Raw genomic sequence first — 25826 nt, 5'->3', positions numbered from 1 at the left:
GCGGTCCCGCCCTCCGGGCCCCCCGCCCCACCCCCCCCGCCCTAAACTTCCCCCCACCGGGAGGGGACGGGCCGGAGGGGCCGGTTGTGTGGACGTAAAGCGAAGCAGTCCACACAACCGGCCCCGGAGGACCGTCACCGCACCCACCACCACCCAGCCCGCCGCAGGCGCAACGGCGAGCAACAACCGCGGCGCCGCAGACAAGTACGTACGGGGGCGCCGCCAAGCGCGCAACGGCGAGGAACAATCGCGGCGGGACGGCCAAGTACGTGGGCCTAAGACACGGGCACCGTGAGCTCCACCGGCCCCACCCCCGCCCGGCGCGCCAGCGCCACCGCGGCGAGGGTGGAGTGGACCCCCAGCTTGCCGAGGACGTTCTGCATGTGTGTGCGGACCGTGTGCGGGGAGAGGAACAGCCGCTCGGCGACGGCCTTGCGGCCCAGGCCTGCCACCATGCAGCGCAGCACCTCGCGTTCGCGCGGGGTGAGCGACTCGACCAGCCGCTCGCTCTCCGAACGGTGCTTGCGGGCGGCCGTCAGCTCGCGCAGCACACCGGTCAGCAGCGCCGGCGGCAGATGCGTTTCGTCACGCAGTACGCCGCGGATCACGGCGAGCAGCCGGGACAGCGAGCAGTCCTTGGCGACCCAGCCGGACGCGCCGGCCTGCAGGGCGGCGGCCGCCCGGCGCGGGTCGTCGCGATCGGCGACGACGACCGTGCGCAAATAAGGGTGGCTGGTGCGCAGGCCGGAGACCAGCGCGATGCCGTCCCGCGGGCAGCTGCGCGGCACGGCCGGCTCGCGGGCCGCGCCTTGTGCCGGCACCGCGAGCAGCGGCGCGGCCAGGTCGGCGTCGGCGAGCAGCACGTCGAAGCGGCGGCCGTCGGTGACCGCCCGGTCGAGATTGCGCAGGGCGGCCGGCGCGCTGCCCGCGGCCGCGACGTCCACGTCCTGCTCCGCGGCGAGCGCGGCTGCCAGGGATTCGGCGAAGATGCGGTGGTCGTCGACCACCAGAACCCGGATGCGTTGCACAGAGACCCCCTGTCTCGGTGAACGGACCATAGCGGGCACGGCGCCCGGATTGAAGATCGCCTCGGTCGCACGGCCGCCGCCGTGCCGACATGACTACCCCACCCCGGGCGCCGTACCCGAACGGTCTCGCCCCCTGATCAGCACCGGCCCCCACCGGTGCAGGATCTCAGGGTACGGACGGGCCGCGGCGAGGGAAGGTGAATGGCCAAACTGCTGTCGCACCCCGTCCATTTGGTGACGGCCCGGTGGCCGCAAGCCGTCCCTCGCGCCCTACTGGAGCCGGTGCGCTCCGGCGCTGGGCACGGCTTCGAAGATCCGCGGTGAGGGGTGTCCGGCGGCCGCGAAGGCCGCGGTGACCGCCGTGCCGATCCCGGTGGCGGCCGGTTCCTCGACGAGGACGATCGCCGAGCCGCCGAAGCCGCCGCCGGTCATCCGGGCCCCGAGGGCGCCGGCGGCGAGGGCGGTGTCGACGGCGAGGTCGAGTTCCGGGCAGGAGATCTTGAAGTCGTCGCGGAGCGAGGCGTGGCCGGCGGTCAGCAGCGGGCCGATGGCGCGGGTGCGGCCGGCGTCCAGGCAGGCGATGACCTCTTCGACGCGCTGGTTCTCGGTGACGATGTGGCGGACCAGGGCCCGTACGCCGGGGTCGTCGTCGAGTGCGGCGAGGGCCTCGGGGAGATGTGCGAAGGACACGTCGCGCAGGGCTCGCACCCCGAGCGCCCGCGCACCGCGCTCGCAGCCGGCGCGCCGCTCCGCGTACGCGCCGTCCCCCAGTTCGTGCTTCACCCGGGTGTCGACGACGAGCAGCCGCAGCCCCTCCCCCGCGAGGTCGAACGGCACCTGGCGGTGGGTCAGGTCGCGGGTGTCGAGGAACAGCGCATGGCCTTCGGTGCAGCAGGCCGCGGCGGTCTGGTCCATGATCCCGCAGGGCACGCCGACGAAGGCGTTCTCGGCCCGCTGGGCGATCCGGGCCAGCCGCTGCGGCTGAAGGCCGAGGGCGTAGAGGTCGTTGAGGGCGAGCGCGGTGGCGACCTCCAGGGCGGCGGAGGAGGACAGTCCGGCGCCGGTGGGCACGGTGCTGTCGTAGTGCAGGTCGGCGCCGCCGACGGGCAGTCCGGCCTCCCGCATCGCCCAGACGATGCCGGCCGGGTAGGCGGCCCAGCCCCCTTGGGCCGTCGGGCGCAGGGCGTCGATGCGGAGTTCGACGATGCCGCCGTCGGCGCCGCCGGAGTGCAGCCGCAGCACCCCGTCGGTGCGGGGTGCGGCGGCGGCGAGGGTGGTGTGCGGGAGCGCCAGCGGCATCACGAAGCCGTCGTTGTAGTCGGTGTGTTCACCGATCAGGTTGACCCGGCCGGGCGCCGCCCAGATTCCCGTGGGGGCGGCGCCGTACACCGCGGTGAACCGGTCCGCGGTGTGCCGGGCGCCGTGCGGGCGCCCGGTGGTCGGGGTGGCGGCTTGGTGACCTGCCATCAGGGCTCCTTCGTCCGGTGCGGCTAGCTGGTGTGGTCGAGGCTCTGCGCGAACGCCCAGGCGTCGGCGACGATGCCCGCGAGGTCGGCGCGGCGGGGCTGCCAGCCGAGGCGGTCGGCGGCGGTCCGGGCGGAGGCCACCAGGACGGCCGGGTCGCCGCCGCGGCGCGGGGCGGTGACCTCGGGGACGGGGTGGCCGGTGACCTTGCGGACGGTCTCGATGACCTCGCGGACGGAGAAGCCGTTGCCGTTGCCGAGGTTGCAGATGAGGTGCTCGCCGGCGGTGGCCGCGTCGAGGGCCAGCAGGTGGGCCTCGGCCAGGTCGGCGACGTGGATGTAGTCGCGGACGCAGGTGCCGTCGGGGGTGGGGTAGTCGTCGCCGTAGACGGAGATCGCCTCGCGGCGGCCCTGGGCGACCTGGAGGACGAGCGGGATGAGGTGCGACTCGGGGTCGTGGCGCTCGCCGCAGCTGCCGTAGGCGCCGGCGACGTTGAAGTAGCGCAGCGAGACCGCGGCCAGGCCGTGGGCGGTGGCCTCGCCGCTGATCATGTGGTCGACGGCGAGCTTGCTGGCGCCGTAGGGGGAGGTGGGGGCGGTCGGGTCGGTCTCGGTGATGGGGGTGTTCACCGGCTCGCCGTAGGTGGCCGCGGTGGAGGAGAAGACCAGCTTGCGCACGCCGGCCGTGCGCATCGCCGCCAGCAGTGCCATGGTGCCGCCAACGTTGTTGTCCCAGTACTTCTCGGGCTTGACGACGGACTCGCCGACCTGGGAGAACGCGGCGAAGTGCAGCACCGCGTCGTAGGAGGCGTCCAGCCACTTCGCCGCGTCGCGGATGTCGCCCTCGATGAAGTCGGCGCCCGCGGGGACGCCGGCCCGGAAGCCGGTGGAGAGGTTGTCGAGCACGGTCACGGTGTGGCCGGCCTCCAGCAGATGCTGGGCCACCACACTTCCGACATAACCCGCCCCGCCCGTCACCAGGTACTTGCTCATGGCTTGCTCGCTACCTCTCGCAGTCGCTCGGCCGCGGCTTCCGGCGGCACATCGTTGATGAACACGTTCATGCCGGATTCGGAACCCGCGAGGAACTTCAGCTTGCCGGAAGTCCGTCGAATGGTGAAAAGCTCAAGGTGGAGGGCGAAGTCCGCGCGCTGTGCGGTGCGCTGCGGGGCCTGGTGCCAGGCGGCGATGTACGGGGTCGGCGGGGCGCCGGCGCCGGTGTCGGTGTCGGTGTCGAAGATCCGGTCGAAGCGCCGCAGGAGTTCCAGGTAGAGCCGGGGGAATTCGGCGCGGGCGGCGTCGTCGAGGGCGAGCAGGTCGGGGACCCGGCGCTTGGGGTAGAGGTGCACCTCGTAGGGCCAGTGGGCGGCGTACGGGACGAAGGCCGTCCAGTGGTCGCCGTCGAGGACGATGCGGCGGCCGTCGGCCCGTTCGTCGTCGAGGACGTCGTCGAAGAGGTTGCGTCCGGTGGCCTCGCGGTGGTCGGCGAGCGAGCGCAGCATCCGTTCGGTGCGCGGGGTGACGAAGGGGTAGGCGTAGATCTGGCCGTGCGGGTGGCCGAGGGTGACGCCGATCTCGGCGCCGCGGTTCTCGAAGCAGAAGACCTGCTCGACGCCGGGGAGTTGGGAGAGTTCGGCGGTGCGGTCGGTCCAGGCGGCGAGGACCAGGGCGGCCTGGTCCTCGGTGAGGTCGGCGAACGAGGCGTCGTGGTCGGGGGTGAAGCAGACGACCTCGCAGCGGCCGCGGTCCCCGGCGAGGGAGGGGAAGCGGTTCTCGAAGACGGCGACGTCGTAGTCGGCGGCGGGGATCTCGGAGTGCCGCCCCTCGCGGGAGGGGCACAGCGGGCACTCGTCGGCCGGCGGGTGGTAGGTGCGGGCCTGGCGGTGCGAGGCGATGGCGACGCGGTCGCCGAGGAGGCGGTCGGCGCGGATCTCGGCGGCGGTGGCGACCGGGTCGAGGGGGCGCCGGTCGACGGCGTCGCGTACGACGTCGTCGCGCGAGTCGTAGTAGATCAGCTCCCGGCCGTCCGCGAGCCGCGTCGTCGTCTTCTTCACCCCGAGGGCTCCTCACCTCACCGACCAAACACAAACAAACACAATGAAGCACAACTAAACAGTTGCGTCAACGTCGATCCACGTCACCCCAGGGGCCCCACCGGCCACGGGATCGGACGGGCATATGCCCCGCCCTCATCACGATCCAACAACTGAAACGAACAAAAGTGTTCAGTTTCTGACCGCCCGAGCGTAGCTTTCTGTGCGTTCCGACCGCCCGCCACCGCCGCACGCAAAGAAGCGAGCTACGACATGATCAATTTGGCCGAAGGGCTACGGCTGCCCACCAACGGGCTCGACTACACGATCCTGGCCCTCTACTTCGTCGTCGTCCTCGGTATCGGCTTCGCGGCCAAGCGCAGCGTGAAGACGAGCCTGGACTTCTTCCTCTCCGGGCGCTCCCTGCCCGCCTGGGTCACCGGGCTGGCGTTCGTCGCCGCCAACCTGGGCGCCACCGAGATCCTCGGGATGGCCGCCAACGGCGCGCAGTACGGCGCCTACACCGTCCACTGGTACTGGATCGGCGCCATCCCGGCGATGGTCTTCCTCGGCCTGGTGATGATGCCGTTCTACTACGGCTCCAAGGTCCGCTCGGTGCCGGAATTCCTGCTGCACCGCTTCGGCCCGTCCTCACACCTGCTGTCGTCGGTGATCTTCGCCGTCTCGTCCGTGCTCATCGCGGGCGTCAACCTCTACGCCATGGCGATCGTGCTGCAGGCGCTGCTCGGCTGGCCGCAGTGGGTGGCGATCGTCGTCGCCGGCTTCTTCGTGCTGGCGTACATCACCATCGGCGGGCTGTCCTCGGCGATCTACAACGAGGTGCTGCAGTTCTTCGTCATCCTCGCCGCGCTGATCCCGCTGACCGTCGTCGGCCTCAAGCGCGTCGGCGGCTGGCACGGCCTGACCGACTCGCTGACCTCCTCGCACGGTGATGCGTTCCTGACCGCCTGGAAGGGCACCGGCATCGGCGAGGGCAACCCGCTCGGCGCCAACTGGCTGACCATCGTCCTCGGCCTCGGCTTCGTGATGAGCTTCGGCTACTGGACCACCAACTTCGCCGAGGTGCAGCGCGCGCTGTCCGCGAAGAACCTCTCGGCCGCCAAGCGCACCCCGCTGATCGCCGCCTTCCCGAAGATCTTCATCCCGATGGTGGTGGTCGTCCCCGGCCTGATCGCGCTGGTCATGGAGCCGACGCTGGGCAAGAGCAAGGACGGGCTGCAATACAACGACGCGATCCCGGTCCTGATGCGCGACCTGCTCCCCAACGGCGTCCTCGGCATAGCCGTCACCGGTCTGCTCGCCGCCTTCATGGCCGGTATGGCCGCCAACGTGTCGTCCTTCAACACGGTGTTCACCAACGACATCTGGGCCGCGTACCTCAAGAAGGGCCGCGAGGACGCGTACTACCTCAAGACCGGACGCGTGGTCACCGCGGTCGGCGTGCTGATCGGCATGGGCACCGCCTTCATCGCCTCGTCCTTCAGCAACATCATGAACTACCTCCAGACGCTGTTCTCCTTCTTCAACGTCCCGCTGTTCGTGGTGTTCATCATCGGCATGTTCTGGAAGCGGACCAGCGCCGCGGCCGGCTTCTGGGGGCTGCTGGCCGGCACCGCCGCCGCCATGGTCAACTACTTCGGCTTCTACAAGCAGGGCATCATCTCCATCCCCTCCGACCAGGGCGCCAACTTCGTCTCGTCGATCGTCGCGTTCGTCGTCGGCGCGCTGGTGATGGTCGTCGTCACCATGGTCACCAAGCCCAAGCCCGCCGAGTCCCTGGCCGGGCTCGTCTACGGCACCCGGTCCCCCGGCATGGAGGAACCGCCCGCCGAGGGCGACGACGCCTGGTACCGCAGGCCGGCCCTGCTGGGCTGGGGCGCGCTCATCCTGTCCGCCGTCTGCTACATCCCGTTCTCCTTCTGAACCCCGGCCCCGAACAGCGGAGTTGACCCACCATGAGTGACTACCAGCACGAGGTCGAGGAGCTGGAGCGCGAATCGGCGACCGCCGCGCGGCTCTTCGACGTACGGCGCATCATCGGCGGCCTGTTCGTCGTCTACGGCGTGATCGTCACCATCGCCGGAGCAACCGCCTCCGACGCGGACCTGAAGAAGGCCCAGGACATCAACATCAACCTCTGGACGGGCCTCGGCATGCTCGTCCTCGGCCTGTTCTTCCTGGTCTGGCTGAAACTGCGGCCGACCGTGCCCCCCACGGCCGAGGAACTCCGGGCCGCGGCCGGCGACGGGCCCGCCGAGGGCTGACCGTCGCCCCCGGCGACGGGGAGGAGCCCCGGCCCTACTCCGGCGGCGGGGACGGCTCGTCCGTCCCCGCCGCCGTCGTCGTCCGTGCCGCGCGCCCGCGGCCCGCCCGGTCCAGCAGCCCGGTACGCGCCGCCAACGCGGCCGCCTCCAGCCGGGAGCCGACCTCCAGCTTCATCAGCACCCGCTGTACGTGCGTACGCGCGGTGCTCGGCGCGATGTCCATCCCGGCCGCGATCAGCCGGGTGTCCTCGCCGTCCGCGACCCGCATCAGGACCTCGACCTCGCGCGGGGTGAGCAGTTCGAGCAGCCGCGCGCCCTCGTCGTCGGGCTGCGCCGCGGGGTGCAGCAGCTCCTCGAAGGCCTGCTGGAGCAGCTGCGGCGAGACCGCCGACTCCCCCGCGCGGGCCTTCATCATGGCCCGCTCGACGCCCTCGATCCGCTCGTCGTTGCGGACGTACCCGGACGCCCCGGCCGCGAACGCCGCGGCGATCCCGCGCGGGCTGGGCACCGGCCCCAGCACCACCACCGCCACCTGCGGCCGCTCCTTCTTGATCCGTACGACCGGGTCGAAGGTGCCCGGCTGGGCGGGCGCCGCGGTCCCCAGCAGGCACACCTCGGGCGCCCGGCTGACCACCAGCTCCGCGGCACCGGCACTCGGCGCGGCGGCCGCCAGCACCCGGTGCCCGCGCAGCTTCAGCGCCGAGGCGAGCGCCTCCGCGAGCAGCCGGTGATCGTCGACCACCATGAGCCGCACGCCCATAGAGCAACCCCCTCCCTCCGCCCGGCCCCGGCGCCCCGGCGCCCCGGCCGGGCCGTTCGTCCCCGGGAAGCTACACGCTCGATTGCCGATGCGCGCCCCCTACCGGGCAGAAGCCCCCCGGAATGCTGGATTCCCGGCCAATAGGGGCCGATTGCCGCCGCCGCGGGGTGCTCCGCCGGGGTCCGGTGTGCGCGGGGAACTCCCCGGGGCCGGTGTCGGTGCCGTGTGCCACAGTTGACTCAGCAGGCGGGGGAACGGGGAAACCGGCTCCAGGCGGTGCACTCGGCGCGATTCGCTGCCGGGGTGGGGCGAGACGTGAGCGAAGGAAGGCCATGAGTACACCGCAGCAGCCGCACAACGGCTTCGGGGGCGCGCCGGGTTACGGGACGCCGCCGGCCGGCCCGCCCGGCGGATATCCGCAGCAGGTACCGGGCGGTCAGGTACCGCCGGGCCCGGGGCCGTTCGCACCGCAGGGGCCCTACGACGCACCCCCGCAGGCGCCCTACGGAGCGCCGCCCCAGCCGCCTTACGGGGTGCCGCCGCAGGGTTACCCCGGTTACGGCGGGCCCGGCATGGTGCCGCCGCCGGTCCCGCCCCGCAACAAGAGCGGAAAGGTGTGGGGGATCATCGGCGCTATCGTCGGTGTGCTGGTGATCGGGAGCATCGCGTCGGCCGTGGCGCTCCGCGGGGGCGGGTCGGGGGGATCGGGCGGTTCCGGCGGGCCGAAGTACCGGATCACGGTGCCGCAGACGCTGGCGGGCGGGGAGTACAAGCTCGCCAAGGACATCTCCCAGCAGGCCGACAGCGCGGTGCCGCACGACGGGGCGAACGAACACGGTATGCGGACCGTCGGCGGGCAGTACACCGGCGGGACCAAGTCCCTGGTGATGCTGGGGATATACGGCTCCATAGACGACCCGGAGACGAGCGTCGAGCACGCCATCAACGGGATGACGCGCGACGGGAAGACGGTCGTCGCGGTGGCGGAGAAGAAGTTCACGCCGAGCGGTGGCGGGGACCCGCTGACCTGCGGCGTGGACGTACGCACGGAGATGGGGCAGAAGGTCACGCTGGCGTTCTGCGTATGGGCCGATTCCAGCGCCTCTATGAACGTCGCCCAGACCGATGCCGCGAACCTGTCGAAGGACCCGCAGTCCATCGACCTCCAGGCGTTCGCGGACCAGGCGGGCAAGATCCGCACCGAGGTCCGCAAGCCGTTGGGCTGAGGGCCCGGTGCGGTGGGCCGACGGCCCACCGCACCGGCCCGCCCCTACGCGTCCTCCGCCAGTTCCAGCCAGCGCATTTCCAACTCGTCGCGTTCCGCGGCCAGTTCGCGGAGCTGGGTGTCGAGGCCGGCGACCTTTTCGAAGTCGGTGGCGTGCTCGGCGATCTGGGCGTGCAGCTTCGCCTCCTTGTCGCCGATCTTGTCCAGCTGGCGCTCGATCTTCTGGAGCTCCTTCTGGGCCGCGCGGTTGACCGCGGCGGACTTCTTCGCCGCAGTGGCCGGCTGCGCGGGGGCCGGGGTGGCGGCCTCGATCACCTTCTGGCGGCGCTCCAGGTACTCGTCCAGGCCGCGCGGCAGCATCCGCAGCGTGGCGTCGCCGAGCAGCGCGAAGACCCGGTCGGTGGTGCGCTCGATGAAGTAGCGGTCGTGGCTGATGACGATCAGCGAGCCGGGCCAGCCGTCGAGCACGTCCTCCAGCTGCGTCAGCGTCTCGATGTCCAGGTCGTTGGTGGGCTCGTCGAGGAAGAGGACGTTGGGCTCGGCCATCAGCAGCCGCAGGATCTGCAGCCGTCGGCGCTCACCGCCGGACAGGTCGCCGACCGGCGTCCACTGCTTCTCCTTCGTGAACCCGAACTTCTCGCAGAGCTGGCCGGCGGTCATCTCCCGGCCCTTGCCCAGGTCGACGCGTTCCCGGACCCGCTGTACGGCCTCCAACACCCGCCAGTCCGGGTCGAGTTCGCCGACCTCCTGCGAGAGGTAGGCCAGTTTCACGGTCTTGCCGACGACGATCCGGCCGCCGGCCGGCTGCGCCTCGCCCTGCGTACGGGCCGCCTCGGCCAGCGCCCGCAGCAGCGAGGTCTTGCCCGCGCCGTTGACGCCGACCAGGCCGATCCGGTCGCCGGGGCCGAGCTGCCAGGTCAGGTGCTTGAGCAGGAGCTTCGGGCCGGCCTGGACGGTCACGTCCTCCAGGTCGAAGACGGTCTTGCCCAGCCGGGAGCTGGCGAACTTCATCAGCTCGGCGCTGTCCCGCGGCGGCGGCACGTCCGCGATCAGCTCGTTGGCCGCCTCGATGCGGAAGCGGGGCTTGCTGGTGCGGGCCGGGGCGCCGCGGCGGAGCCACGCCAGCTCCTTGCGCATCAGGTTCTGCCGCTTGGTCTCCTCGCTGGCCGCGATCCGCTCCCGCTCGGCGCGGGCGAAGACGTAGTCGCTGTAGCCGCCCTCGTACTCGTGCACATCGCCGCGCTGGACGTCCCACATGCGGGTGCAGACCTGGTCGAGGAACCACCGGTCGTGGGTGACGACGACCAGGGCCGAGCGCCGGGCCTGCAGGTGCCGGGCCAGCCAGGAGATGCCCTCGACGTCGAGGTGGTTGGTGGGCTCGTCGAGGACGATCAGGTCCTGTTCGGCGATCAGCAGCTTGGCGAGCGCGATCCGGCGCCGCTCGCCGCCGGAGAGCGGGCCGATGACGGTGTCCAGGCCGTGGGTGAAGCCGGGCAGGTGCAGATCGCCGAAGAGGCCGGTCAGCACGTCGCGGATCTTGGCGTTGCCGGCCCACTCGTGGTCGGCGAGGTCGCCGATGACCTCGTGCCGGATGGTGGCGGCCGGGTCGAGCGAGTCGTGCTGGGTCAGTACGCCGAGCCGCAGCCCGCCGGCGTGCGTGACCCGGCCGTCGTCGGCGCCCTCCACCTTGGCCAGGATCCGGATCAGGGTCGTCTTCCCGTCGCCGTTGCGCCCGACGACGCCGATCCGGTCCCCCTCGTTGACGCCGAGGGAAACACCGTCGAGCAGGGCCCGGGTCCCGTAGACCTTGCCGACGGCTTCCAGATTGACGAGGTTGACGGCCATCTCACTCCTGCACTTCACATGCACTTCACATCGATCGACCTTCCCAGCGTAGTCGGCGCGCGGAAGCCTCCGACCCGGAGCGGAGATCCCCGCCGGCGCCGGCCGACACCTGGGAAGCCGGGGAGTGGCCGTACCGATGGCGGCGAGTGGCCGTACCGATGGCGGCGACGTGCGGCGGGCATGCCTTGCGCCCCTTGGCCTGCCGACCGCGGTGTGCCTGCCGGCCCTGGCCCGGGCGGCGTCGTGGGCGATCGCTGGCCCGGGTGGCGTCGTGGGCGATCGCTGGCGCCTGAGACGGAGCATCCGCGGCCGGTGAAGGCGGGATCACCACAGCAGAACGGCGACCACCAGCCAGCCGGGCACGACGAGGAGGAAGCCGGTCACCGCGAGAATGCCGCCGCGCTGCCCCCTCCTGAGGGTCTGCACGAGGGCGATCACGCTGCAGATCAGTGCCGGCGGTGTGAGGAGGAGCAGCGACAGCAACAGGCCCACGACGCCGAAGCCGACGAGCAGCAGCAGGGACATCAGCGCCAGGACCAGCGACGCCACCGCGAACCCGCTGAGCCTCTCCTGTCGGTGCGCCTGACCGCCGTGCCAGTGGTGATGTGGCTCTGCCATGCGGTGCGCTCCCGGGATAGGCGGTGCAACGCCGTACGGTGCACCAACTCGCCGCGAGCTTCGCACACGGTCGCGGGGCGCACGTGGCCGGGCCGTGGAACCGGACTGCCAGGTTGCCGGGCTGCTGGGTTGCTGGACTCCTGGGTTGCTGGGCGCCTGGGTTGCTGGGCGCCGCCGGGCCCGCGTTGGATAGCGTCCCGTTCATGACATCCGACGCGGGCACGACAGTGGAGACCGAACGCGGGCTGGTCTACGGCCCGGACGGCAAGCGGCTGGACCTCTACCGACCGGCGGGGGTGGCCGGACCGCTGCCGACCGTTCTGCTCTGGCACGGCATCGGCCCGGACGAGCGGGACGTCCTCGCGCCACTGGCCCGCACCGCCGCGGCCCGCGGGCTGCTGGTCCTGGTCCCGGACTGGCGGTCGGACGCGGCGGACGGCGGCCGGTCCCAGCTGCTCGCGTCGCTGGCCTACACCCGTAAGGATGCGGCCGGGCTGGGCGGCGACGGGGAATCGGTGGTGCTGGCCGGCTGGTCGGCGGGGGCCGGGGCGGCGCTGGGGATGGCGCTGCGGCCCGAGCTGTCGGAGGACGGGTGGCGGCCGGCCGCGGTGGTCGGCATCGCCGGCCGGTACGACCTGCCGGCGCGCACCACCGGCACCGCCCCGCTCGCCGATCTCGCCGAGGGCCGCGACCCGGCCGTCCCGGTGCACCTGGTCCACGGCGCCCGCGACCCGATCGTGCCGCCCCGCCACTCCCGCGACCTGGCCGACGCACTGCGGTCCGCCGGGCGTCCGGTCACCCTCCAGGAGCCGGACACCGACCACGCCGGTGTGATCATGACGGCGTACGACCCGGCGGCCGACCGCTGCGTCCCGACCGACGCCGGGCCCGCGGTGGCGGCGGGACGGCTGGTGGCGGCCGTGCTGGCAGCGGCCGGGGGCGCGGCGCGCGCCGGTCACTCGTAGCACGCTCGGTTCACCGTCGCCCGCACCCACCGGACGACCACGCGTTGAGCACCCGGACCCGCTCCGCCAGCTCCCGACGCCTGACCTCATGAGTCGGCGGGCTCTGCCGCGCCTGCGATGCGTACGCCGCCGCCTCCGGCACACACACGTAAGGCCGAACGAGGCGGCTGTCCTCCCCGCACAACAGGAGCAGGCCGGGTGGCACCCGGCGGGCATGCACCAGGCGACGCCGCATCCGGGCCGCGGGCGGGACAGCGGTGATGGCCGTGGCGGCTGTGGCGGCTGTGGCGGCCGTGAGGCAAAGGACGCCGGTACTGCTGCTCCCTCGATGACCGCCCCGCCCCGGAAGTAACCAACTCAGCAGCGGCACAAGGGCCGTCAGGATCGTTCGGAGGCATCCCGCCATGCCGTTCACCGCACGGCCGCCTTGCGAAGGACCTCGGCGAGCTTGCGTGCGGTGGCCTCGTTGCAGTTACCGAGGGCGACGAGCGGGACGCCGTAACTGCCCGCGAAGCCCGGCAGATCGACGCCGAGCGAGGGCAGCGTGATGCCGTTGTCCTTGAGCGCGGTACGCAGCTCCTCGGCACTGTCGTGCACGTCGTCGGGGGTGGAGGGGTGGAGGGGCATGGAACCTGAGCCTTCCTGTACGCATTGCAACGAAGCACTCACACAGTGACGTCACGCGGCGTAGCGTGAAAGGGGGTTGGGCTCCCGGCCACGGCCTGGGGAATGCGCGATGTGTAGTGGCCGAAATGCGGGAACCGCCGGGGCTCGCCCGTAACACCTGTGGATCAGCTACTCGTACGGTGGTGAACCGTGGCACGACGCAAGGACATCGACGGCTCAGCGGGAGTTCCGACCTTCTACGGAAAGGAGTTGCGCTACCAGCGCGAGCAAGCGGGCCTCACGCTCCAGCAGTTGGTGGAGGGCAGCTTCTACGGCCTGAGTCACCTCAGCGAGATCGAGCGCGGCGAGCGCCGGATGCCGGCAGAACTGGCGGAGCACGTGGACCGGGTGCTCAAGACGGACGGCTTCTTCAAGCGGCGCTGCGAGGACGTGCGGAAGGCGAAGCGAACCGGCCACGCCGAGTATTTCGAACGCGCGCTGGAGGCTGAGAAGTACGCGGAAACCATTGAGGAGTGGTGTCCCACCCTCATCCCTGGGTTGTTGCAGACCGAGCCATACACGAGGGCGGTGGTGCGGGCGACTCATCCGCTGGCGCCCGACGAAGAGGTGGAGGAGAAGGTCAGTGCCCGCACGACGAGGGCCCGCCTCTTCGAGAGTGAATGCAACACTCCTGAGTACTGGGTGATCCTTCCCGAGTACGTGTGGCGCTGCCCGATCCTCCCACCGGTCGAGATGGCTGATCAGCTCGATCGCATCGCGGAGCTGGCGAGGAGGCGCCGGGTCGTTCCGCAGGTTCTTCCGTGGAACTGCGGACCACACCCGCTGATGGTGGTGGGCTTGGCCAAGATCATGACCTTTCCGGACGCTCCGCCGCTGGTCTACCTGGAATCGCAGTACAGCGGCGACACGATCGACGATCCGGCCCTCGTGAAGAAATACCGCAAGGCATACGATCGGCTCAGGGCCGCCGCACTCGCTCCTGAGGCGTCCCTGACCATGATCGAGGCGGCCGCAGAGGACTACCGAAGTGACAACCAACCGGATTGACTTGAGCACCGCGGTCTGGCGCAAGAGCAGCTACACCAACGGCGACGGCGGGGACTGCGTCGAGGTGGTCGACGGGCTTCCCGGCGTCGTCCCCGTCCGTGACTCCAAGAACCCGGACGGTCCGGCGATAGTCTTTCCCGCCGCGGCCTGGTCGTCCTTCGTTTCGGCCGTCAAGGGCGCGACGCTGCCCCGCAGTTGAGGCGTCGGGGCGGGCGGCGGGCGGCGGGCCGGAGGAATATCGCCCGCACCCGACCCGTTGTGGCCCCGCAGGGGGGCCTCGCGTCCCCTACGGGATCCGTACGAACGCCCCCTAGGGACCGCCCCGTCGCCCCCCTGGAGGCTGTCGCCCCTGACAAGGCCGATCAGGCCCGCGACCGAAAGAAACTCGGCTCCCGCGGCGGCCGCGGGCCGGGCCGCGGGAACGAATCGCTGTGACCAGCACGCGACCACCCCTCAGGCCCACACCACCCTGACCACGGCGTGGCCTGCTGTGGCCGCCTGCCCGTAGAACGCTTGGAGGTGCTGGTGATGGTCGAGGAACTCCTGCCTGACCTGCGCCTCGTCCGAGCCGGGCCAGACGAGCTTGGCACCGGCGACGTTCCACAGCTCGTCGAAGGAGACCCTCGCGAGGAAGCCCGCGGCCTGTGACACCTCAGACGGTTCCAGGATCCCCAGGGGCGGGTTGGAGGGGTCGGCGTCGGCGCTGTGGGCGACGGGGCGCCCGCCGTAAATCGGCAGCTGCCAGGGCTTGGCGACATCCGCGTCGAGGACCTCGGCGGCGGCGTAGAGGTCATTGACTGCACCCCAGACCTTGTCGATCGAGGCGGCGATGCCCGCTGCGTACTCGTCGGGGTGGTTGTCCCAAGCCTCGGACATGAACGCCGCGAGCCAGGTGTGGTCGTCCCGGATCTCGGATTCCGCGACGGCGCGCATGTGCATGTGGATGCTCACAGCGACGAGTCCTCGGGTTCGGCGGCCCGCCTGTCGGGCCGAACGGACAGAACTTACTCGACGGCACTGACAGCGCTGGCGGCACTGGCGGCGAGATGCTCGTCTCTTGACGGCGGGATGCCCGGCGCTGCCGGCACGCCCTCCGACATCCGAGCCCCATGTGTCCTCGAGATCGACTACTGGGGACGGGTACGCATCTGTACGGAACTTTTCTGTACGGAACTTTTCTGTACGGAGCTTTTCTGTACGGACTTCCGCGGCCCGCCCTAGAGGACCGTAGCCCCCGCCGCCGGCGCGTCCGCCACCCGTACCGCCCGGCAGGTGCCCGACGCCAGCAGTGCCGCGGCCACGGCCTCGGCCGACTCCGGGTCCTTGGCCAGGAAGGCGGTGGTCGGGCCGGAGCCGGAGACCAGGGACGCCAGGGCGCCGGCCGCGGTGCCGGCGGCCAGGGTGGCGGCCAGGGACGGGCGCAGGGAGAGCGCCGCGGGCTGGAGGTCGTTGGTCAGGGTGGCGGCGAGGGCCGCGGCGTCGCCGCTGGCGAGGGCGGCGAGCAGTTCGGGGGCGGCCTCGGGCTCGGGGACGTCCGTGCCCTCCGTCAGACGGTCGAACTCGCGGTAGACGGCCGGGGTGGACAGTCCGCCGTCGGCGACCGCGAAGACCCAGTGGAAGGCGCCGCCGACGGGGAGGGGGGTCAGGAGCTCGCCGCGGCCGCGGCCGAGTGCGGCGCCGCCGACCAGGCTGAAGGGTACGTCGCTGCCCAACTCGGCGCAGATGTCGAGGAGTTCGGCGCGGGAGGCGCCGGTGGACCACAGGGTGTCGCAGGCCAGCAGGGCGCCCGCGGCGTCGGCGCTGCCGCCGGCCATGCCGCCGGCGACCGGGATGTCCTTGGTGATGTGGAGGTGGACGTCCGGGCTGCGGCCGTAGCGGGCGGCGAGGAGTTCGGCGGCGCGGGCGGCCAGGTTCGTCCGGTCCAGCGGGATCCGGTCGACGTCGTGGCCCTCGGCGGTGATCCGCAGGGTGTCCGCGGGGGTGGCGGTGACCTCGTCGTAGAGGCCGACCGCGAGGAAGACGTTCGCGAGGTCGTGGAAGCCGTCGGGGCGGGCGGCTCCGACCGCCAGCTGGACGTTGACCTTCGCCGGGACCCGTACCGTCACCCTCGTCGTCACTTGCCTGCCTCCCGGTTCTCCGCGATCCGTGCGAATTCCTCGACCGTCAGTGCCTCGCCGCGGGCCTGCGGCGAGATGCCGGCGGCGACCAGTGCGGCCTCGGCGGCGGGGGCCGAGCCGGCCCAGCCCGCGAGGGCGGCCCGGAGCGTCTTGCGGCGCTGGGCGAACGCGGCGTCGACGACGGCGAAGACCTCCTCGCGGCCGGCCGTGGTGTCCACCGGCCGTTCCCGGCGGACCAGGGAGACCAGGCCGGAGTCGACGTTGGGGGCGGGCCAGAAGACGTTGCGGCCGATGGCGCCGGCCCGCTTGACCTCGGCGTACCAGTTGGCCTTGACCGAGGGCACGCCGTAGACCTTGTTGCCGGGGCGGGCGGCGAGCCGGTCGGCGACCTCGGACTGGACCATGACCAGGGTGCGGTCGATGGACGGGAACGTGGCGAGCATGTGCAGCAGCACCGGGACCGCGACGTTGTAGGGCAGGTTGGCGACGAGCGCGGTGGGCGCGGGGCCGGGAAGCTCGGTGACGTGCAGGGCGTCGCTGTGCACCAGCGCGAAGCGGTCGGCGCGCTCGGGCAGCCGGGCGGTGACGGTGGCCGGCAGCGCGGCCGCCAGGACGTCGTCGATCTCGACGGCGGTGACCCGGTCGGCGGTCTCCAGCAGCGCCAGGGTCAGCGACCCGAGCCCGGGGCCGATCTCGACGACGACGTCGTCGGGCCGGACATCGGCGGTCCGCACGATCCGGCGGACGGTGTTGGCGTCGATGACGAAGTTCTGGCCGCGCTGCTTGGTGGGGCGTACGCCCAGCGTCGCGGCCAGTTCGCGGATGTCGGCGGGACCCAGAAGCGGGCCGGACTCGTCGGTCGTACTCTTGCTCACCCGTGAAGCTTACGGCCGCACACCGGCCACGGGCTCGCCCCCCGGCTGATGTAGAGCTTCTTGGCGCGGTAGGTCTGTTCCTCGGCGGGGGCGTCCTGGGGGCGGCCGCGGCCGCCGAGGGCGTGCCAGGTGGCGACGTCGAACTGGTAGAGCCCGCCGTAGGTGCCGGAGGAGTCGACCGCGTCCGGCCGGCCGCCGGCCTCGCACCGGGCCAGCGCGCCCCAGGCGAGGTGGTCGGCGCCGCGTACGGAGAGCGGCAGTTCCTTGGTGCCGATGTGCACGATCTGGGGGCGGGGTGCCCGGACGATCTCGCTGTGCAGCCGTTTCGGTTTCTGCCGGACGCCGTTGACGGTGCGCAGCCGGTAGGTGACCCGCCGCACGCCGGGCCATCCCTGCTGGACGACGGCCTCGGTGCCGCGGGCCAGCTGCGGGTCGGTCCGTTTGACCGTGCGGAACGGCACGGGCTCCTCGCGGACCTCCTTGCCGCCGGTGATCCGCAGCACGGAGACGGTCTGGCCCTCGCGCGGGAAGCTGTCTGGCGGTACGGAGGTGGTGTCCTGGTCGCGCAGGGCCAGTCCGGCCTCCGCGAGGGCCTCGCGGACGGTGGCGGCGTTGGTGCGGACGTGGTGTTCGCGGCCGTCGGCGACGAAGACGACGCTGCGTTCGGTGCGGACCGCCAGTTCGATGCCGTGCCGTTCGATGCGGCGGGAGCGGTTGGTGGAGAGGTAGGCGCCCTCGGCGCGCACGCCGAGCTGGTGGAGGGCGCCGGCGACGGTGTCGGCGGTGGTCCACACCTGCTGGCGCCGGCCGTCGATGGTGAGTACGACCGGGCGGCCGTGCCGGACCACGACCTGGTCGCCGCTGTGGAGTTCGGCGTCCGGGGCGGGCGCGACGATGTCGTGGTCGCCGACGCCGAGTTCCTCGTCGGCCAGCAGGTCCTCGACGTCGTCGGCGAAGGTGTGCAGGGTGCGTGGGGTGCCGTCGACGCTGAGCCGGACGGCCTTGTCGTGGGCGATGAAGGCGGTGGTGCCGCCGGCGAGGAAGGCGACGACCGCGGCCCGGGGCAGCAGCCGCCGGAGGGCTTCGGGGCGTTCGGCACGGCGTCTGCGACGGCCGCGCGCGGCGCGGTGGCTGCTGCTCTGCGGAAGACTCACGGCGCGCTCCACATGCCACGGATGCGGTTGACGGGCGGAGGGTAGCCGAGCGGTGGTCACTCTCCAAAGTCGGATCGGTACGGAAAGTGGTCACTCCGGGGGACGCCCGTCGCGCGGCGGTGACGGCCGGCGGGTGGGGTGGTCAGTACCCGAAGGCGCGTGCCGTGTTGGCCGCGACGGCCGTCGCCAGGTCGTCCTCGGTCATGCCCTTGACGTCGGCCATGGCCCGCAGCGTGACCGGAATGAGGTAGGGGGCATTGGCCCGTCCGCGGTACGGGGCGGGGGTGAGGAAGGGGGCGTCGGTCTCGACCAGGACGAGTTCCGGCGGGGCGACGGCGAGGGCGTCCCGCAGCGGCTGGGCGTTCTTGAAGGTGACGTTGCCGGCGAAGGACATGAAGTAGCCGGCCGCGGCGCAGATCCGGGCCATCTCGGCGTCGCCGGAGTAGCAGTGGAAGACGGTCCGCTCGGGGGCGCCCTCCTCGCGCAGGATCCGCAGTACGTCCTCGTGGGCCTCGCGGTCGTGGATGACCAGGGCCTTGCCGTGCCGCTTGGCGATCTCGATGTGGGCGCGGAAGGACCGCTCCTGGGCGGCCATGCCGTCGGGGCCGGTGCGGAAGTGGTCCAGGCCGGTCTCGCCGACGCCGCGGACCTGGGGCAGGGCGGCGAGCCGGTCGATCTCGGCGAGGGCCTCGTCCAGCGCGGTGTCCCCGCCGGGCTCGCGGGCACCCTGCCGCGACCAGCCGTCGGGGTCACCGAGGACGATGCGCGGGGCCTCGTTGGGGTGCAGGGCGACGGTGGCGTGGACGCTGTCGTACGCGGCGGCCGTCTCGGCGGCCCACTGCGAGCCCTTGATGTCGCAGCCGACCTGGACGACGGTGGTCACGCCGACGGAGGCGGCCTTGGCCAGGGCTTCGTCGACCGTTCCCTCTTGCATGTCCAGGTGGGTGTGCGAGTCCGCGACCGCGACCCGAAGGGGTTCGGGCAGCGGCGGCGGGGTGTTCTTGTCCTGCGGTGCCATGGCCGCGATCCTACGAGGACCCCGGCCCGGGCCTCACCTGCGGTGGTGCTGGAAGGGGTGCAGCAGGTCGGAGAGGTGCCAGTGGTGCTTGCCGGCCTCCGGGGGCTCCTCGGCGGTGCTGCCGGTGCGCCCGGTGGCCGCCGTTCCCTTCTCGCCGTCCTTCTCGTTCTTCTCGTTCTTGTTGCTCTTCTCGCCCTTGTGGCTCTTCTCGCCGGCGGGCTGGCGCTGGTGCATGTTCGCGATCGCGTGGGAGACCATCGAGACCTGTCCGGAGCGCATGATGCGTACGACGTTGCTTCCGCAGCTCTGGCAGGTGGGGCAGGTCAGCGGGGACGGGACCCGCTCGCCGTCCGTGTAGTAGACGACCCGCTCGCGGCCCTTGCCGTCGAGCTGGTGGACTATCTCGTACGCCTGCTCCCAGCCGAAGCCGCACTTCATGCAGGCGAAGGAGTACGCCTCGTGCGCGGAGGGCTCGGGCTGGGGGATGGGGTGGACGCCGGTGGCGTTCGCCGTGGTGGTCTTAGCGATCTCGCTCATGTGCGCTCCTCTTGTCCGCTGGACAAGGTCTTCGGGAACGGTTCGTCCCTCCCCCAGTGGACGCCTTTCCCGCGCGCAATGCAGCAGCTCTCCGACGGTATTGGCTCAGATTTGGCCGACGGTAGGAAAATCACCCCAACGCCTCGGCCTGCGCTTTACCTTTCCGGCCAGTCATTTACCTTCTGATGAGTCGGTTTTCTCCGTGGCCTGCGCATTATTCTTCGGCGGCCGGTTTTCGGGTGGCCGGTGAGCGCGCCGCACGGGCCTCCTACGAGACGTCCTTCCCGGCGTTCTACGCGTTCTCCACCTTCCACGCCTTCTACGCCTTTTTCGCGTTCTCCGTGTTCTCCGCCTTCTCCGCGTTCTTCGCCGCGACCACCGCGTCGAAGACCTCCCGCTTGGGCAGCCCCACCTCCGCCGCGACCGCCGCGATGGCCTCCTTGCGCCGCTCCCCCGCCTCCTCGCGGACCCGCACCCGGCGCACCAGCTCCTCGGGCGCCAGCTCCTGCGGGCCGCTCTCGGGGGCGCCCTCGACGACGATCGTGATCTCGCCCCGTACGCCCTCGGCCGCCCAGGCCGCCAGCTCGCCCAGCGTCCCCCGCTTGACCTCCTCGTACGTCTTGGTCAGCTCGCGGCAGACCGCGGCCCGGCGGTCCGCGCCGAAGACCTCGGCCATCGCGGCGAGGGTGTCGTCGAGCCGGTGCGGCGCCTCGAAATACACCAGGGTGCGCCGCTCGTCGGCGACCTCGCGCAGCCGGGAGCGCCGTTCACCGGCCTTGCGCGGCGGGAAGCCCTCGAAGCAGAAGCGGTCCACCGGCAGACCGGAGACGGCCAGCGCGGTGAGCACCGCGCTCGGGCCCGGTACGGCGGTGACCTTGACGCCGCGCTCGACGGCCGCCGCCACCAGCCGGTAGCCCGGGTCGGAGACCGACGGCATCCCGGCGTCGGTGACCAGCAGCACCCGGGCGCCGCCGGCCAGCGCATCGGCCAGTTCGGGCGTGCGGGCCGCCTCGTTGCCCTCGAAGTACGACACGATCCGGCCGGTGGGCGTCACGTCCAGCGCCTGGGTCAGCCGGCGCAGCCGCCGGGTGTCCTCGGCGGCGATCACCTCGGCGGCGGCCAGTTCGGCGGCGAGCCGCGGCGGCGCGTCCGCGATGTCGCCGATGGGCGTCCCTGCAAGTACCAGCACTCCAGTCACCCGCCCATCCTCCCAGGACACCGCCGGGCCGCCGACCCGCCCCGGACCGCCGCCCCACGGTGGGCCGCCGACCCGCCCGGACCGCCGCCCCGCCCCGGCCGGCCGGGCATCCACCGGTGGCGCTCCCCACCGGTCCACAGGCTGCTTCCCTACGATGGGCCGGGTGACGAGTGACACCACCGCGACCGACGCCGCCGCGCACGCCGCTCCGGAGCCGGCCCGGCAGCCCCCCGTCTGGCAGCGGCGGCTGCGCCGATTCGGATATCCGGCCGCGCCGCCGGCCGACGTCCGGACGCGGCTGGTGCCCGCGTATCCACCGGCCGGCGGCCGGCTGTGGGCGGTGTTCGGCGCCGGACCGGCGGCCGCGGCCCGGCTGACGCGCTGGTCGAACTGGGGCGGCCCGCTGCTGGTGGCGCTGTTCGCGGGGGTGCTGCGGTTCTGGCACCTCGGCAGCCCGCGGAAGGTGATATTCGACGAGACGTACTACCCCAAGGACGCCTGGTCGCTGCTGCAGTACGGCTACGAGGGCACCTGGGCCAAGAACGCCAATGACGCGCTGGTGGGGCATCCGCCGAAGATCCTGCTGTCGCCGGAGCACTCGTACGTCGTCCACCCCCCGATGGGCAAGTGGCTGATCGCGCTCGGCGAGTGGGCGCTGGGGATGAACCCCTTCGGCTGGCGGTTCATGGTGGCGCTGCTCGGCACCCTCTCGGTGCTGCTGGTCTGCCGGATCGGGCGGCGGCTGATGCGGTCGACGGCGCTGGGCTGCCTGGCCGGGACGCTGCTGGCGGTGGACGGCCTGCACTTCGTGATGAGCCGTACCGCGCTGCTCGACCTGATCGTGATGTTCTGGGTGGTCGCCGCGTTCGGCTGCCTCCTGGTGGACCGCGACCGCACCCGCGCCCGGCTCGCCGCGGCGCTCCCGGTGAGCCCGGACGGGGTGGCCCGCCCGGACGACGGCGTCGGTGACCGGCTCCGTCTGGGGTGGCGGCCCTGGCGGATCGCGGCCGGTCTCTGTCTGGGCCTGGCCTCGGCCACCAAATGGAACGGTCTGTACTTCCTCGCGGCGTTCGCCCTGATGTCGTTCCTCTGGGACATCGCGGCCCGCCGCACCGCCGGTGCCCGGCGCCCGTTCCGCTCGGCGCTGCGCCGCGACGTGCTGCCCGCCTTCGGCGCCACCGTCGTCGTCGCCCTGGCCACCTACCTCGCGTCCTGGACCGGCTGGATCGCCACCAAGGGCGGCTACTACCGCGACTGGGCGACCACCCCGGAGGGCCGGGCGGCCGGCTGGACCTGGCTGCCGGACTGGCTGCGCAGCCTGTGGCACTACCAGACCGAGGTCTACGCCTTCCACACCGGGCTGACCACCCCGCACACCTACCAGTCCAACCCCTGGAGCTGGCTGGTCCTGGGCCGCCCGGTCTCGTACTTCTACGAGGACCCCAGGTTCGGCCAGGACGGCTGCACCGCGGCCGAGGGCTGCGCCCGCGAGGTCCTGGCGCTGGGCACCCCGCTGCTGTGGTGGGCGTCCTGCTTCGCGCTGCTGTACGTCCTGTACCGCTGGCTGTTCAAGAGGGACTGGCGGGCCGGCGCGATCGCCTGCGGGGTCGCCGCCGGCTACCTCCCCTGGTTCCTCTACCAGGAGCGGACCATCTTCCTCTTCTACGCCGTGGTCTTCGTCCCGTTCCTGTGCCTGGCGCTGGCCATGATGATCGGCGCGATCATCGGCCCACCGGGGGCGAACGAGCGGCGCCGCACCATCGGCGCCGTGGGGGCCGGCGTCCTGGTGCTCCTCATCATCTGGAACTTCGTCTACTTCTATCCGCTCTATACGGGGCTGCCGATCCCGAAGAGCGCCTGGCACCACCGGATGTGGTTCGACAGCTGGGTGTGAGCGCCCGCCGGAGTTCGACGATTCCGTCACAGGCTTACAACAGCGCGTCACCGGACCGTGCCCGGATCGAGACTCGACCCTCTCCCCGTGTCCCTTAGAGTGCGATGCACGTTCTTGTGTGCGTATTCAAGGGCGAGGCTCCAGGGAGGGAATCAGTGGCATGCGCCGAGAGGTGAAGTACGGGCTGATCGGCGGATCGGTGGCCCTGGTGGCGGGCGTCGTCGGCGGCTTCACGCTGTTCGGAGGATCGGACGACGCGACGCCGACGGAGGTCAGGTCCGCGGACGCGGCCGGTGACAACGCACCCAAGGTGCCGACCGGCCCGCTCTCCGCCAAGGAGGTGCAGACGGCCGGCCAGGAGTTCCTGACCGCCTGGCAGTCCGGCGACGCCGCCAAGGCCGCGAAGCTGACCGACAGCCCGGACACCGCCCGGACGGCGCTCACGACCTTCGCCAAGCGGGCCGGGTTCGCCAAGGTGACGGTGACGCCCGGCACCCCCGCCGGTGACAAGCTCCCGTACACCGTCGCGGCGCAGATCGACTACAAGGGCACCAAGGCGCCGTACTCGTACCGCGGCTCGGCGACCCTCCACCGGGACAAGGCCACCGGGAAGCCGGTGATCGCCTGGCAGCCGTCCGTGCTGCACCCGGCCCTGGCCAAGGGCGACGAGCTGCGCACCGGCGAGGCCGAGGCGCCGCCGATCAAGGCCGTGGACCGGCACGGCGCGGCGCTGACGCCCCAGGCGCACCCGACGCTCGCCGGGATCCTGGACAGCCTGCGCGACAAGTACGGCGACAAGACCGACGGCAAGCCCGGCGTGGAGCTGTACATCAAGCGCGCCAAGGCCGCCAAGCCGGCCGACCAGCAGCCCGACAAGACGCTGAAGGTGCTCTCCAAGGGGACGCCCGGCACCCTGAAGACCACCCTGGACGCCAAGCTCCAGGCCGCGGCCGAGAAGGCCGTCCAGGGCAAGAAGTCCGCCTCGGCCGCCGCGGTCAAGCCCAGCACCGGCGAGATCCTGGCGCTCGCCAACTCCCCGGCCAAGGGCTTCAGCATGGCCACCCAGGGCTCGCTGGCCCCCGGCTCGACGATGAAGATCGTCACCTCGGCGATGCTGATGGACAAGGGCCTGACCTCGCCGGGCAAGAAGAACCCGTGCCCGAAGTACGTCACGGTCGGCGGCTGGAAGTTCCAGAACCTCAACAAGTCCGAGATCAAGGACGGCACCTTCGCGCAGAGCTTCGCCGCGTCCTGCAACAACGCCTTCATCTCGCACGCCAAGGACCTCGGCGACGACGACCTGACCAACGAGGCCCGTGACGTCTTCGGCATCGGGCTGAACTGGCAGACCGGCATCCCCACCTTCGACGGCGCGGTGCCGGTGCAGCACGACGCCCAGATGGCGGCCTCACTGATCGGCCAGGGCGGCGTGCGGATGAACCCGCTGAACGTCGCCACGCTCGCCGCGACGGTCCGCGCCGGCTCGTTCCACCAGCCGTACATCGTCGCCCCGTCGCTGGACAACCGGACCCTCGCCAAGGCCGCCCGCACGATGAAGCCGGCCACCCTCAGCGGGCTGAAGTCGCTGATGAAGCTGACCGCGACCTCCGGTACGGCCGCCGAGGCGATGTCCGGGGTCAGCGGTGACGTCGGCGCCAAGACCGGCTCCGCCGAGGTCGACAACCAGAAGAAGCCGAACGCCTGGTTCACCGCGTACCGCAACGACCTGGCCGCGGCGGCCGTCGTCCCGGCCAGCGGTCACGGCGGCTCCAACGCGGGCCCGGTGGTCCGCGCGATCCTCACCGCCGGCTGAGCCGCCAGGGGCGCCCCGCGGGGCGCCCCTGCTCACACACCGGAACCCGTTCGCATGGCCCGTACAGCTTTCGCTAGCGTGCGGGCCATGTCGCTTTTCCCCTCCGACGCCCCCTCCCCCGCCCACCCACGCTTCGCCCGGGCCCTCGCCGACCTCGCCCTCGCCGTGCCGGTCCGCAGCTTCCCCGAGGGCACCCGCTCGGCCGCCGATGTCGCGGTCGTGGACGTGGACGTTGACGTGCGCGAGCGTTCCTCGTGACGCCCCTGGTCGTCGCGGCCGTCCTCGCGGCCGCCGTGACGCACGCCAGCTGGAACGCGATCGCCCACGGGATACGCGACCAGCTCCTCGCCTTCACGCTGGTCGGCGGCGGCGGCGCGCTCTGCGGAGCCGTCCTCGCGGGCTTCACCCCGCTGCCCGCCACCGGCGCCTGGCCCTACCTCCTGGCCTCCGCCGTCCTGCACATCGTCTACCAGGCCCTGCTCATGCGGTCGTTCCGGCTGGGCGACTTCGGGCAGATGTATCCCATCGCCCGCGGTAGCGCCCCGCTCGTCGTCACCGTCCTCGCGGCCGTCTTCGTCCACGAGATCCCCGGCCCCTGGGCCCTCGCCGGCGTGGCGCTCGCCTCCACGGGCCTGGTCGGCGTGGCCCTCTGGGGCGTCCGCGCCGCCGGTACCCGGCCGCACTGGCCGGCCATCCTCGCGGCCCTCGCCACCGGTCTGTCCATCGCCTCGTACACCACCGTCGACGGCCTCGGCGTCCGCGCCGCCGGCACGCCGCTGGGCTACATCGCCTGGCTGATGATCCTCGAAGGCCTCGTGATCCCCCTCTGGGCCCTCGCCGTCCACCGGGGCCAACTCCTCACCGCCCTCCGCCCGTTCGCGGCCCGCGGCCTGGCCGGCGGAATCCTCTCCGTCCTCGCGTACGGCCTGGTCCTGTGGGCCCAGACGCGCGCCCCCCTGGCCCCCATAGCCGCCCTCCGCGAGTCCTCCATCATCGTCGGCGCGGCGATCGGCGCCCTGTTCTTCAAGGAACGCTTCGGCACACCGCGGATCGCCGCCGCGGGCCTCATGGTCCTGGGCATCGGCCTCATGCTGTACGCGGGCTGAGCCGCTTGGGGTGCCTCCCACGTTTTCGGCTTGCCCGCCGTGGGGGTTGCTGTTCTTCCGCCTTCGGCGGGCGTGGGGGTTTGGGCCGGGGGGCGCTCGCTGTCGTCGTGGTGCCGGGTGTGGTCCTCCGGGGGCGCATTTCCGGACTGCTTCGCTTTACGTCCGGAAACCCGCCCCCTCCGGCCCACCCCCTCCCGCCGGATTCCGCGCCCCCCGCC

General features: G+C 72.0%; 25 protein-coding genes. 10 read left to right on the top strand and 15 right to left on the bottom strand.

The genetic code is table 11. The annotated features are described in order from the left end of the window. Positions 1-275: 275 nt before the first annotated feature. The 4 genes from ACFV1J_RS37790 to galT form a co-directional block, all read right to left on the bottom strand. On the bottom strand, positions 276-1028 hold the full coding sequence (locus ACFV1J_RS37790) for a LuxR C-terminal-related transcriptional regulator (RefSeq protein ID WP_385866056.1): 753 nt from the start codon (positions 1026-1028) through the stop codon (positions 276-278). A 270-nt stretch (positions 1029-1298) separates the two neighbouring features. Further along, positions 1299-2495 carry a galactokinase gene (galK, locus tag ACFV1J_RS37785; protein WP_385866055.1) on the bottom strand — a complete coding sequence of 399 codons (1197 nt, stop codon included), beginning with the start codon at positions 2493-2495 and terminating at the stop codon, positions 1299-1301. A gap of 23 nt (positions 2496-2518) precedes the next feature. Continuing rightward, the gene (galE, locus tag ACFV1J_RS37780) at positions 2519-3484 is read right to left on the bottom strand and encodes a UDP-glucose 4-epimerase GalE (protein ID WP_385866054.1); all 966 of its coding nucleotides are present in this window, start codon (positions 3482-3484) and stop codon (positions 2519-2521) included. Further along, the gene (gene galT / locus ACFV1J_RS37775; RefSeq protein WP_385866052.1) at positions 3481-4545 is read right to left on the bottom strand and encodes a galactose-1-phosphate uridylyltransferase; all 1065 of its coding nucleotides are present in this window, start codon (positions 4543-4545) and stop codon (positions 3481-3483) included. The genes galE and galT overlap by 4 nt, the downstream gene beginning before the upstream one ends. Before the next feature lie 252 nt (positions 4546-4797). Here galT and ACFV1J_RS37770 point away from each other — a divergent pair, with 252 nt between their 5' ends. Continuing rightward, on the top strand, positions 4798-6468 hold the full coding sequence (locus ACFV1J_RS37770) for a sodium:solute symporter family protein (protein WP_385866050.1): 1671 nt from the start codon (positions 4798-4800) through the stop codon (positions 6466-6468). Positions 6469-6500: 32 nt separating this feature from the next. Continuing rightward, positions 6501-6809, top strand: coding sequence for a hypothetical protein (locus ACFV1J_RS37765; protein ID WP_385866048.1), 309 nt, complete (start codon positions 6501-6503; stop codon positions 6807-6809). Between the two features lie 34 nt (positions 6810-6843). Here the strand turns inward: ACFV1J_RS37765 and ACFV1J_RS37760 are convergent, their stop codons facing one another. Beyond that, positions 6844-7569 (bottom strand): response regulator transcription factor, encoded by a 726-nt coding sequence (locus ACFV1J_RS37760; RefSeq protein WP_385866046.1) that lies wholly within the window; start codon positions 7567-7569, stop codon positions 6844-6846. A gap of 332 nt (positions 7570-7901) precedes the next feature. Here ACFV1J_RS37760 and ACFV1J_RS37755 point away from each other — a divergent pair, with 332 nt between their 5' ends. Continuing rightward, positions 7902-8795 (top strand): hypothetical protein, encoded by an 894-nt coding sequence (locus tag ACFV1J_RS37755; protein WP_385866045.1) that lies wholly within the window; start codon positions 7902-7904, stop codon positions 8793-8795. A gap of 44 nt (positions 8796-8839) precedes the next feature. On the opposite strand, the gene ACFV1J_RS37750 is transcribed toward ACFV1J_RS37755, so the two are convergent. Together ACFV1J_RS37750 and ACFV1J_RS37745 are read right to left on the bottom strand one after the other, a co-directional pair. Further along, positions 8840-10639 carry an ABC-F family ATP-binding cassette domain-containing protein gene (locus ACFV1J_RS37750; protein WP_385866044.1) on the bottom strand — a complete coding sequence of 600 codons (1800 nt, stop codon included), beginning with the start codon at positions 10637-10639 and terminating at the stop codon, positions 8840-8842. A 324-nt stretch (positions 10640-10963) separates the two neighbouring features. Next, entirely contained in the window at positions 10964-11257 is a 294-nt protein-coding gene (locus ACFV1J_RS37745; RefSeq protein WP_385866043.1) for a hypothetical protein, read from the bottom strand. Positions 11258-11460: 203 nt separating this feature from the next. Between ACFV1J_RS37745 and ACFV1J_RS37740 the strand changes: the two genes are divergently transcribed. Then, positions 11461-12222, top strand: coding sequence for an alpha/beta hydrolase family protein (locus tag ACFV1J_RS37740; protein ID WP_385866041.1), 762 nt, complete (start codon positions 11461-11463; stop codon positions 12220-12222). A 411-nt stretch (positions 12223-12633) separates the two neighbouring features. Here ACFV1J_RS37740 and ACFV1J_RS37735 read toward each other — a convergent pair whose 3' ends face one another. Then, a complete protein-coding gene (locus ACFV1J_RS37735) occupies positions 12634-12849 on the bottom strand; it encodes a hypothetical protein (protein WP_385866039.1) in 216 nt (71 codons plus the stop codon). A gap of 189 nt (positions 12850-13038) precedes the next feature. Between ACFV1J_RS37735 and ACFV1J_RS37730 the strand changes: the two genes are divergently transcribed. Further along, complete coding sequence (locus ACFV1J_RS37730) at positions 13039-13896, top strand: helix-turn-helix domain-containing protein (RefSeq protein WP_385866037.1); 858 nt, start codon at positions 13039-13041, stop codon at positions 13894-13896. Between the two features lies 1 nt (position 13897). Beyond that, entirely contained in the window at positions 13898-14095 is a 198-nt protein-coding gene (locus ACFV1J_RS37725; RefSeq protein ID WP_385866035.1) for a DUF397 domain-containing protein, read from the top strand. Between the two features lie 254 nt (positions 14096-14349). Here the strand turns inward: ACFV1J_RS37725 and ACFV1J_RS37720 are convergent, their stop codons facing one another. From ACFV1J_RS37720 to rsmI, 7 genes are all read right to left on the bottom strand, one after another. Further along, the gene (locus ACFV1J_RS37720; RefSeq protein ID WP_385866033.1) at positions 14350-14847 is read right to left on the bottom strand and encodes a DUF1877 family protein; all 498 of its coding nucleotides are present in this window, start codon (positions 14845-14847) and stop codon (positions 14350-14352) included. 266 nt (positions 14848-15113) lie between these two features. Next, positions 15114-16013: a 4-(cytidine 5'-diphospho)-2-C-methyl-D-erythritol kinase gene (locus ACFV1J_RS37715; RefSeq protein WP_385866031.1), complete on the bottom strand. Its 900-nt coding sequence runs from the start codon at positions 16011-16013 to the stop codon at positions 15114-15116. Beyond that, entirely contained in the window at positions 16010-16888 is an 879-nt protein-coding gene (gene rsmA, locus ACFV1J_RS37710) for a 16S rRNA (adenine(1518)-N(6)/adenine(1519)-N(6))-dimethyltransferase RsmA (RefSeq protein WP_385866029.1), read from the bottom strand. The genes ACFV1J_RS37715 and rsmA overlap by 4 nt, the downstream gene beginning before the upstream one ends. Beyond that, on the bottom strand, positions 16885-18042 hold the full coding sequence (locus tag ACFV1J_RS37705) for a ubiquitin-like domain-containing protein (RefSeq protein WP_385866027.1): 1158 nt from the start codon (positions 18040-18042) through the stop codon (positions 16885-16887). The genes rsmA and ACFV1J_RS37705 overlap by 4 nt, the downstream gene beginning before the upstream one ends. 142 nt (positions 18043-18184) lie before the next feature. Further along, the gene (locus ACFV1J_RS37700; RefSeq protein WP_385866025.1) at positions 18185-19060 is read right to left on the bottom strand and encodes a TatD family hydrolase; all 876 of its coding nucleotides are present in this window, start codon (positions 19058-19060) and stop codon (positions 18185-18187) included. Positions 19061-19093: 33 nt separating this feature from the next. After that, the gene (locus ACFV1J_RS37695; RefSeq protein WP_385866023.1) at positions 19094-19597 is read right to left on the bottom strand and encodes a hypothetical protein; all 504 of its coding nucleotides are present in this window, start codon (positions 19595-19597) and stop codon (positions 19094-19096) included. 319 nt (positions 19598-19916) lie between these two features. Continuing rightward, positions 19917-20795, bottom strand: a complete 879-nt coding sequence (gene rsmI / locus ACFV1J_RS37690; RefSeq protein WP_385866020.1) for a 16S rRNA (cytidine(1402)-2'-O)-methyltransferase — start codon at positions 20793-20795, stop codon at positions 19917-19919. Between the two features lie 154 nt (positions 20796-20949). On the opposite strand from rsmI, the gene ACFV1J_RS37685 reads away from it, so the two are divergent. The 4 genes from ACFV1J_RS37685 (at position 20950) to ACFV1J_RS37670 (ending at position 25608) form a co-directional block, all read left to right on the top strand. Continuing rightward, positions 20950-22689 carry a dolichyl-phosphate-mannose--protein mannosyltransferase gene (locus ACFV1J_RS37685; protein ID WP_385866017.1) on the top strand — a complete coding sequence of 580 codons (1740 nt, stop codon included), beginning with the start codon at positions 20950-20952 and terminating at the stop codon, positions 22687-22689. 160 nt (positions 22690-22849) lie between these two features. Then, the gene (locus ACFV1J_RS37680) at positions 22850-24502 is read left to right on the top strand and encodes a penicillin-binding transpeptidase domain-containing protein (protein ID WP_385866015.1); all 1653 of its coding nucleotides are present in this window, start codon (positions 22850-22852) and stop codon (positions 24500-24502) included. Positions 24503-24589: 87 nt separating this feature from the next. Next, positions 24590-24760 carry a hypothetical protein gene (locus tag ACFV1J_RS37675; RefSeq protein ID WP_385866011.1) on the top strand — a complete coding sequence of 57 codons (171 nt, stop codon included), beginning with the start codon at positions 24590-24592 and terminating at the stop codon, positions 24758-24760. Next, the gene (locus ACFV1J_RS37670; protein ID WP_385866009.1) at positions 24757-25608 is read left to right on the top strand and encodes an EamA family transporter; all 852 of its coding nucleotides are present in this window, start codon (positions 24757-24759) and stop codon (positions 25606-25608) included. Before ACFV1J_RS37675 ends, ACFV1J_RS37670 begins: the two co-directional genes overlap by 4 nt. Positions 25609-25826 lie beyond the last annotated feature (218 nt).

It is taken from the genome of Streptomyces sp. NPDC059649 (assembly GCF_042734445.1).
Lineage (GTDB): Bacteria > Actinomycetota > Actinomycetes > Streptomycetales > Streptomycetaceae > Streptomyces.
Note: the sequence above shows the minus strand (reverse complement) of the source record. Positions and strands in the feature narration are given on the sequence as shown.

What these genes read in the sequence shown, in the direction of transcription:
- ACFV1J_RS37675 (WP_385866011.1), top strand. Translation starts at nt 24,590, where the DNA reads ATGTCGCTTTTCCCCTCCGACGCCCCCTCCCCCGCCCACCCACGCTTC.
- ACFV1J_RS37700 (WP_385866025.1), bottom strand. Translation starts at nt 19,060, where the DNA reads ATGGCACCGCAGGACAAGAACACCCCGCCGCCGCTGCCCGAACCCCTT.
- ACFV1J_RS37695 (WP_385866023.1), bottom strand. Translation starts at nt 19,597, where the DNA reads ATGAGCGAGATCGCTAAGACCACCACGGCGAACGCCACCGGCGTCCAC.
- ACFV1J_RS37745 (WP_385866043.1), bottom strand. Translation starts at nt 11,257, where the DNA reads ATGGCAGAGCCACATCACCACTGGCACGGCGGTCAGGCGCACCGACAG.
- ACFV1J_RS37740 (WP_385866041.1), top strand. Translation starts at nt 11,461, where the DNA reads ATGACATCCGACGCGGGCACGACAGTGGAGACCGAACGCGGGCTGGTC.
- ACFV1J_RS37750 (WP_385866044.1), bottom strand. Translation starts at nt 10,639, where the DNA reads ATGGCCGTCAACCTCGTCAATCTGGAAGCCGTCGGCAAGGTCTACGGG.
- ACFV1J_RS37685 (WP_385866017.1), top strand. Translation starts at nt 20,950, where the DNA reads ATGGGCCGGGTGACGAGTGACACCACCGCGACCGACGCCGCCGCGCAC.
- ACFV1J_RS37765 (WP_385866048.1), top strand. Translation starts at nt 6,501, where the DNA reads ATGAGTGACTACCAGCACGAGGTCGAGGAGCTGGAGCGCGAATCGGCG.
- galK (WP_385866055.1), bottom strand. Translation starts at nt 2,495, where the DNA reads ATGGCAGGTCACCAAGCCGCCACCCCGACCACCGGGCGCCCGCACGGC.
- galE (WP_385866054.1), bottom strand. Translation starts at nt 3,484, where the DNA reads ATGAGCAAGTACCTGGTGACGGGCGGGGCGGGTTATGTCGGAAGTGTG.
- ACFV1J_RS37760 (WP_385866046.1), bottom strand. Translation starts at nt 7,569, where the DNA reads ATGGGCGTGCGGCTCATGGTGGTCGACGATCACCGGCTGCTCGCGGAG.
- ACFV1J_RS37770 (WP_385866050.1), top strand. Translation starts at nt 4,798, where the DNA reads ATGATCAATTTGGCCGAAGGGCTACGGCTGCCCACCAACGGGCTCGAC.
- ACFV1J_RS37680 (WP_385866015.1), top strand. Translation starts at nt 22,850, where the DNA reads ATGCGCCGAGAGGTGAAGTACGGGCTGATCGGCGGATCGGTGGCCCTG.
- ACFV1J_RS37735 (WP_385866039.1), bottom strand. Translation starts at nt 12,849, where the DNA reads ATGCCCCTCCACCCCTCCACCCCCGACGACGTGCACGACAGTGCCGAG.
- ACFV1J_RS37755 (WP_385866045.1), top strand. Translation starts at nt 7,902, where the DNA reads ATGAGTACACCGCAGCAGCCGCACAACGGCTTCGGGGGCGCGCCGGGT.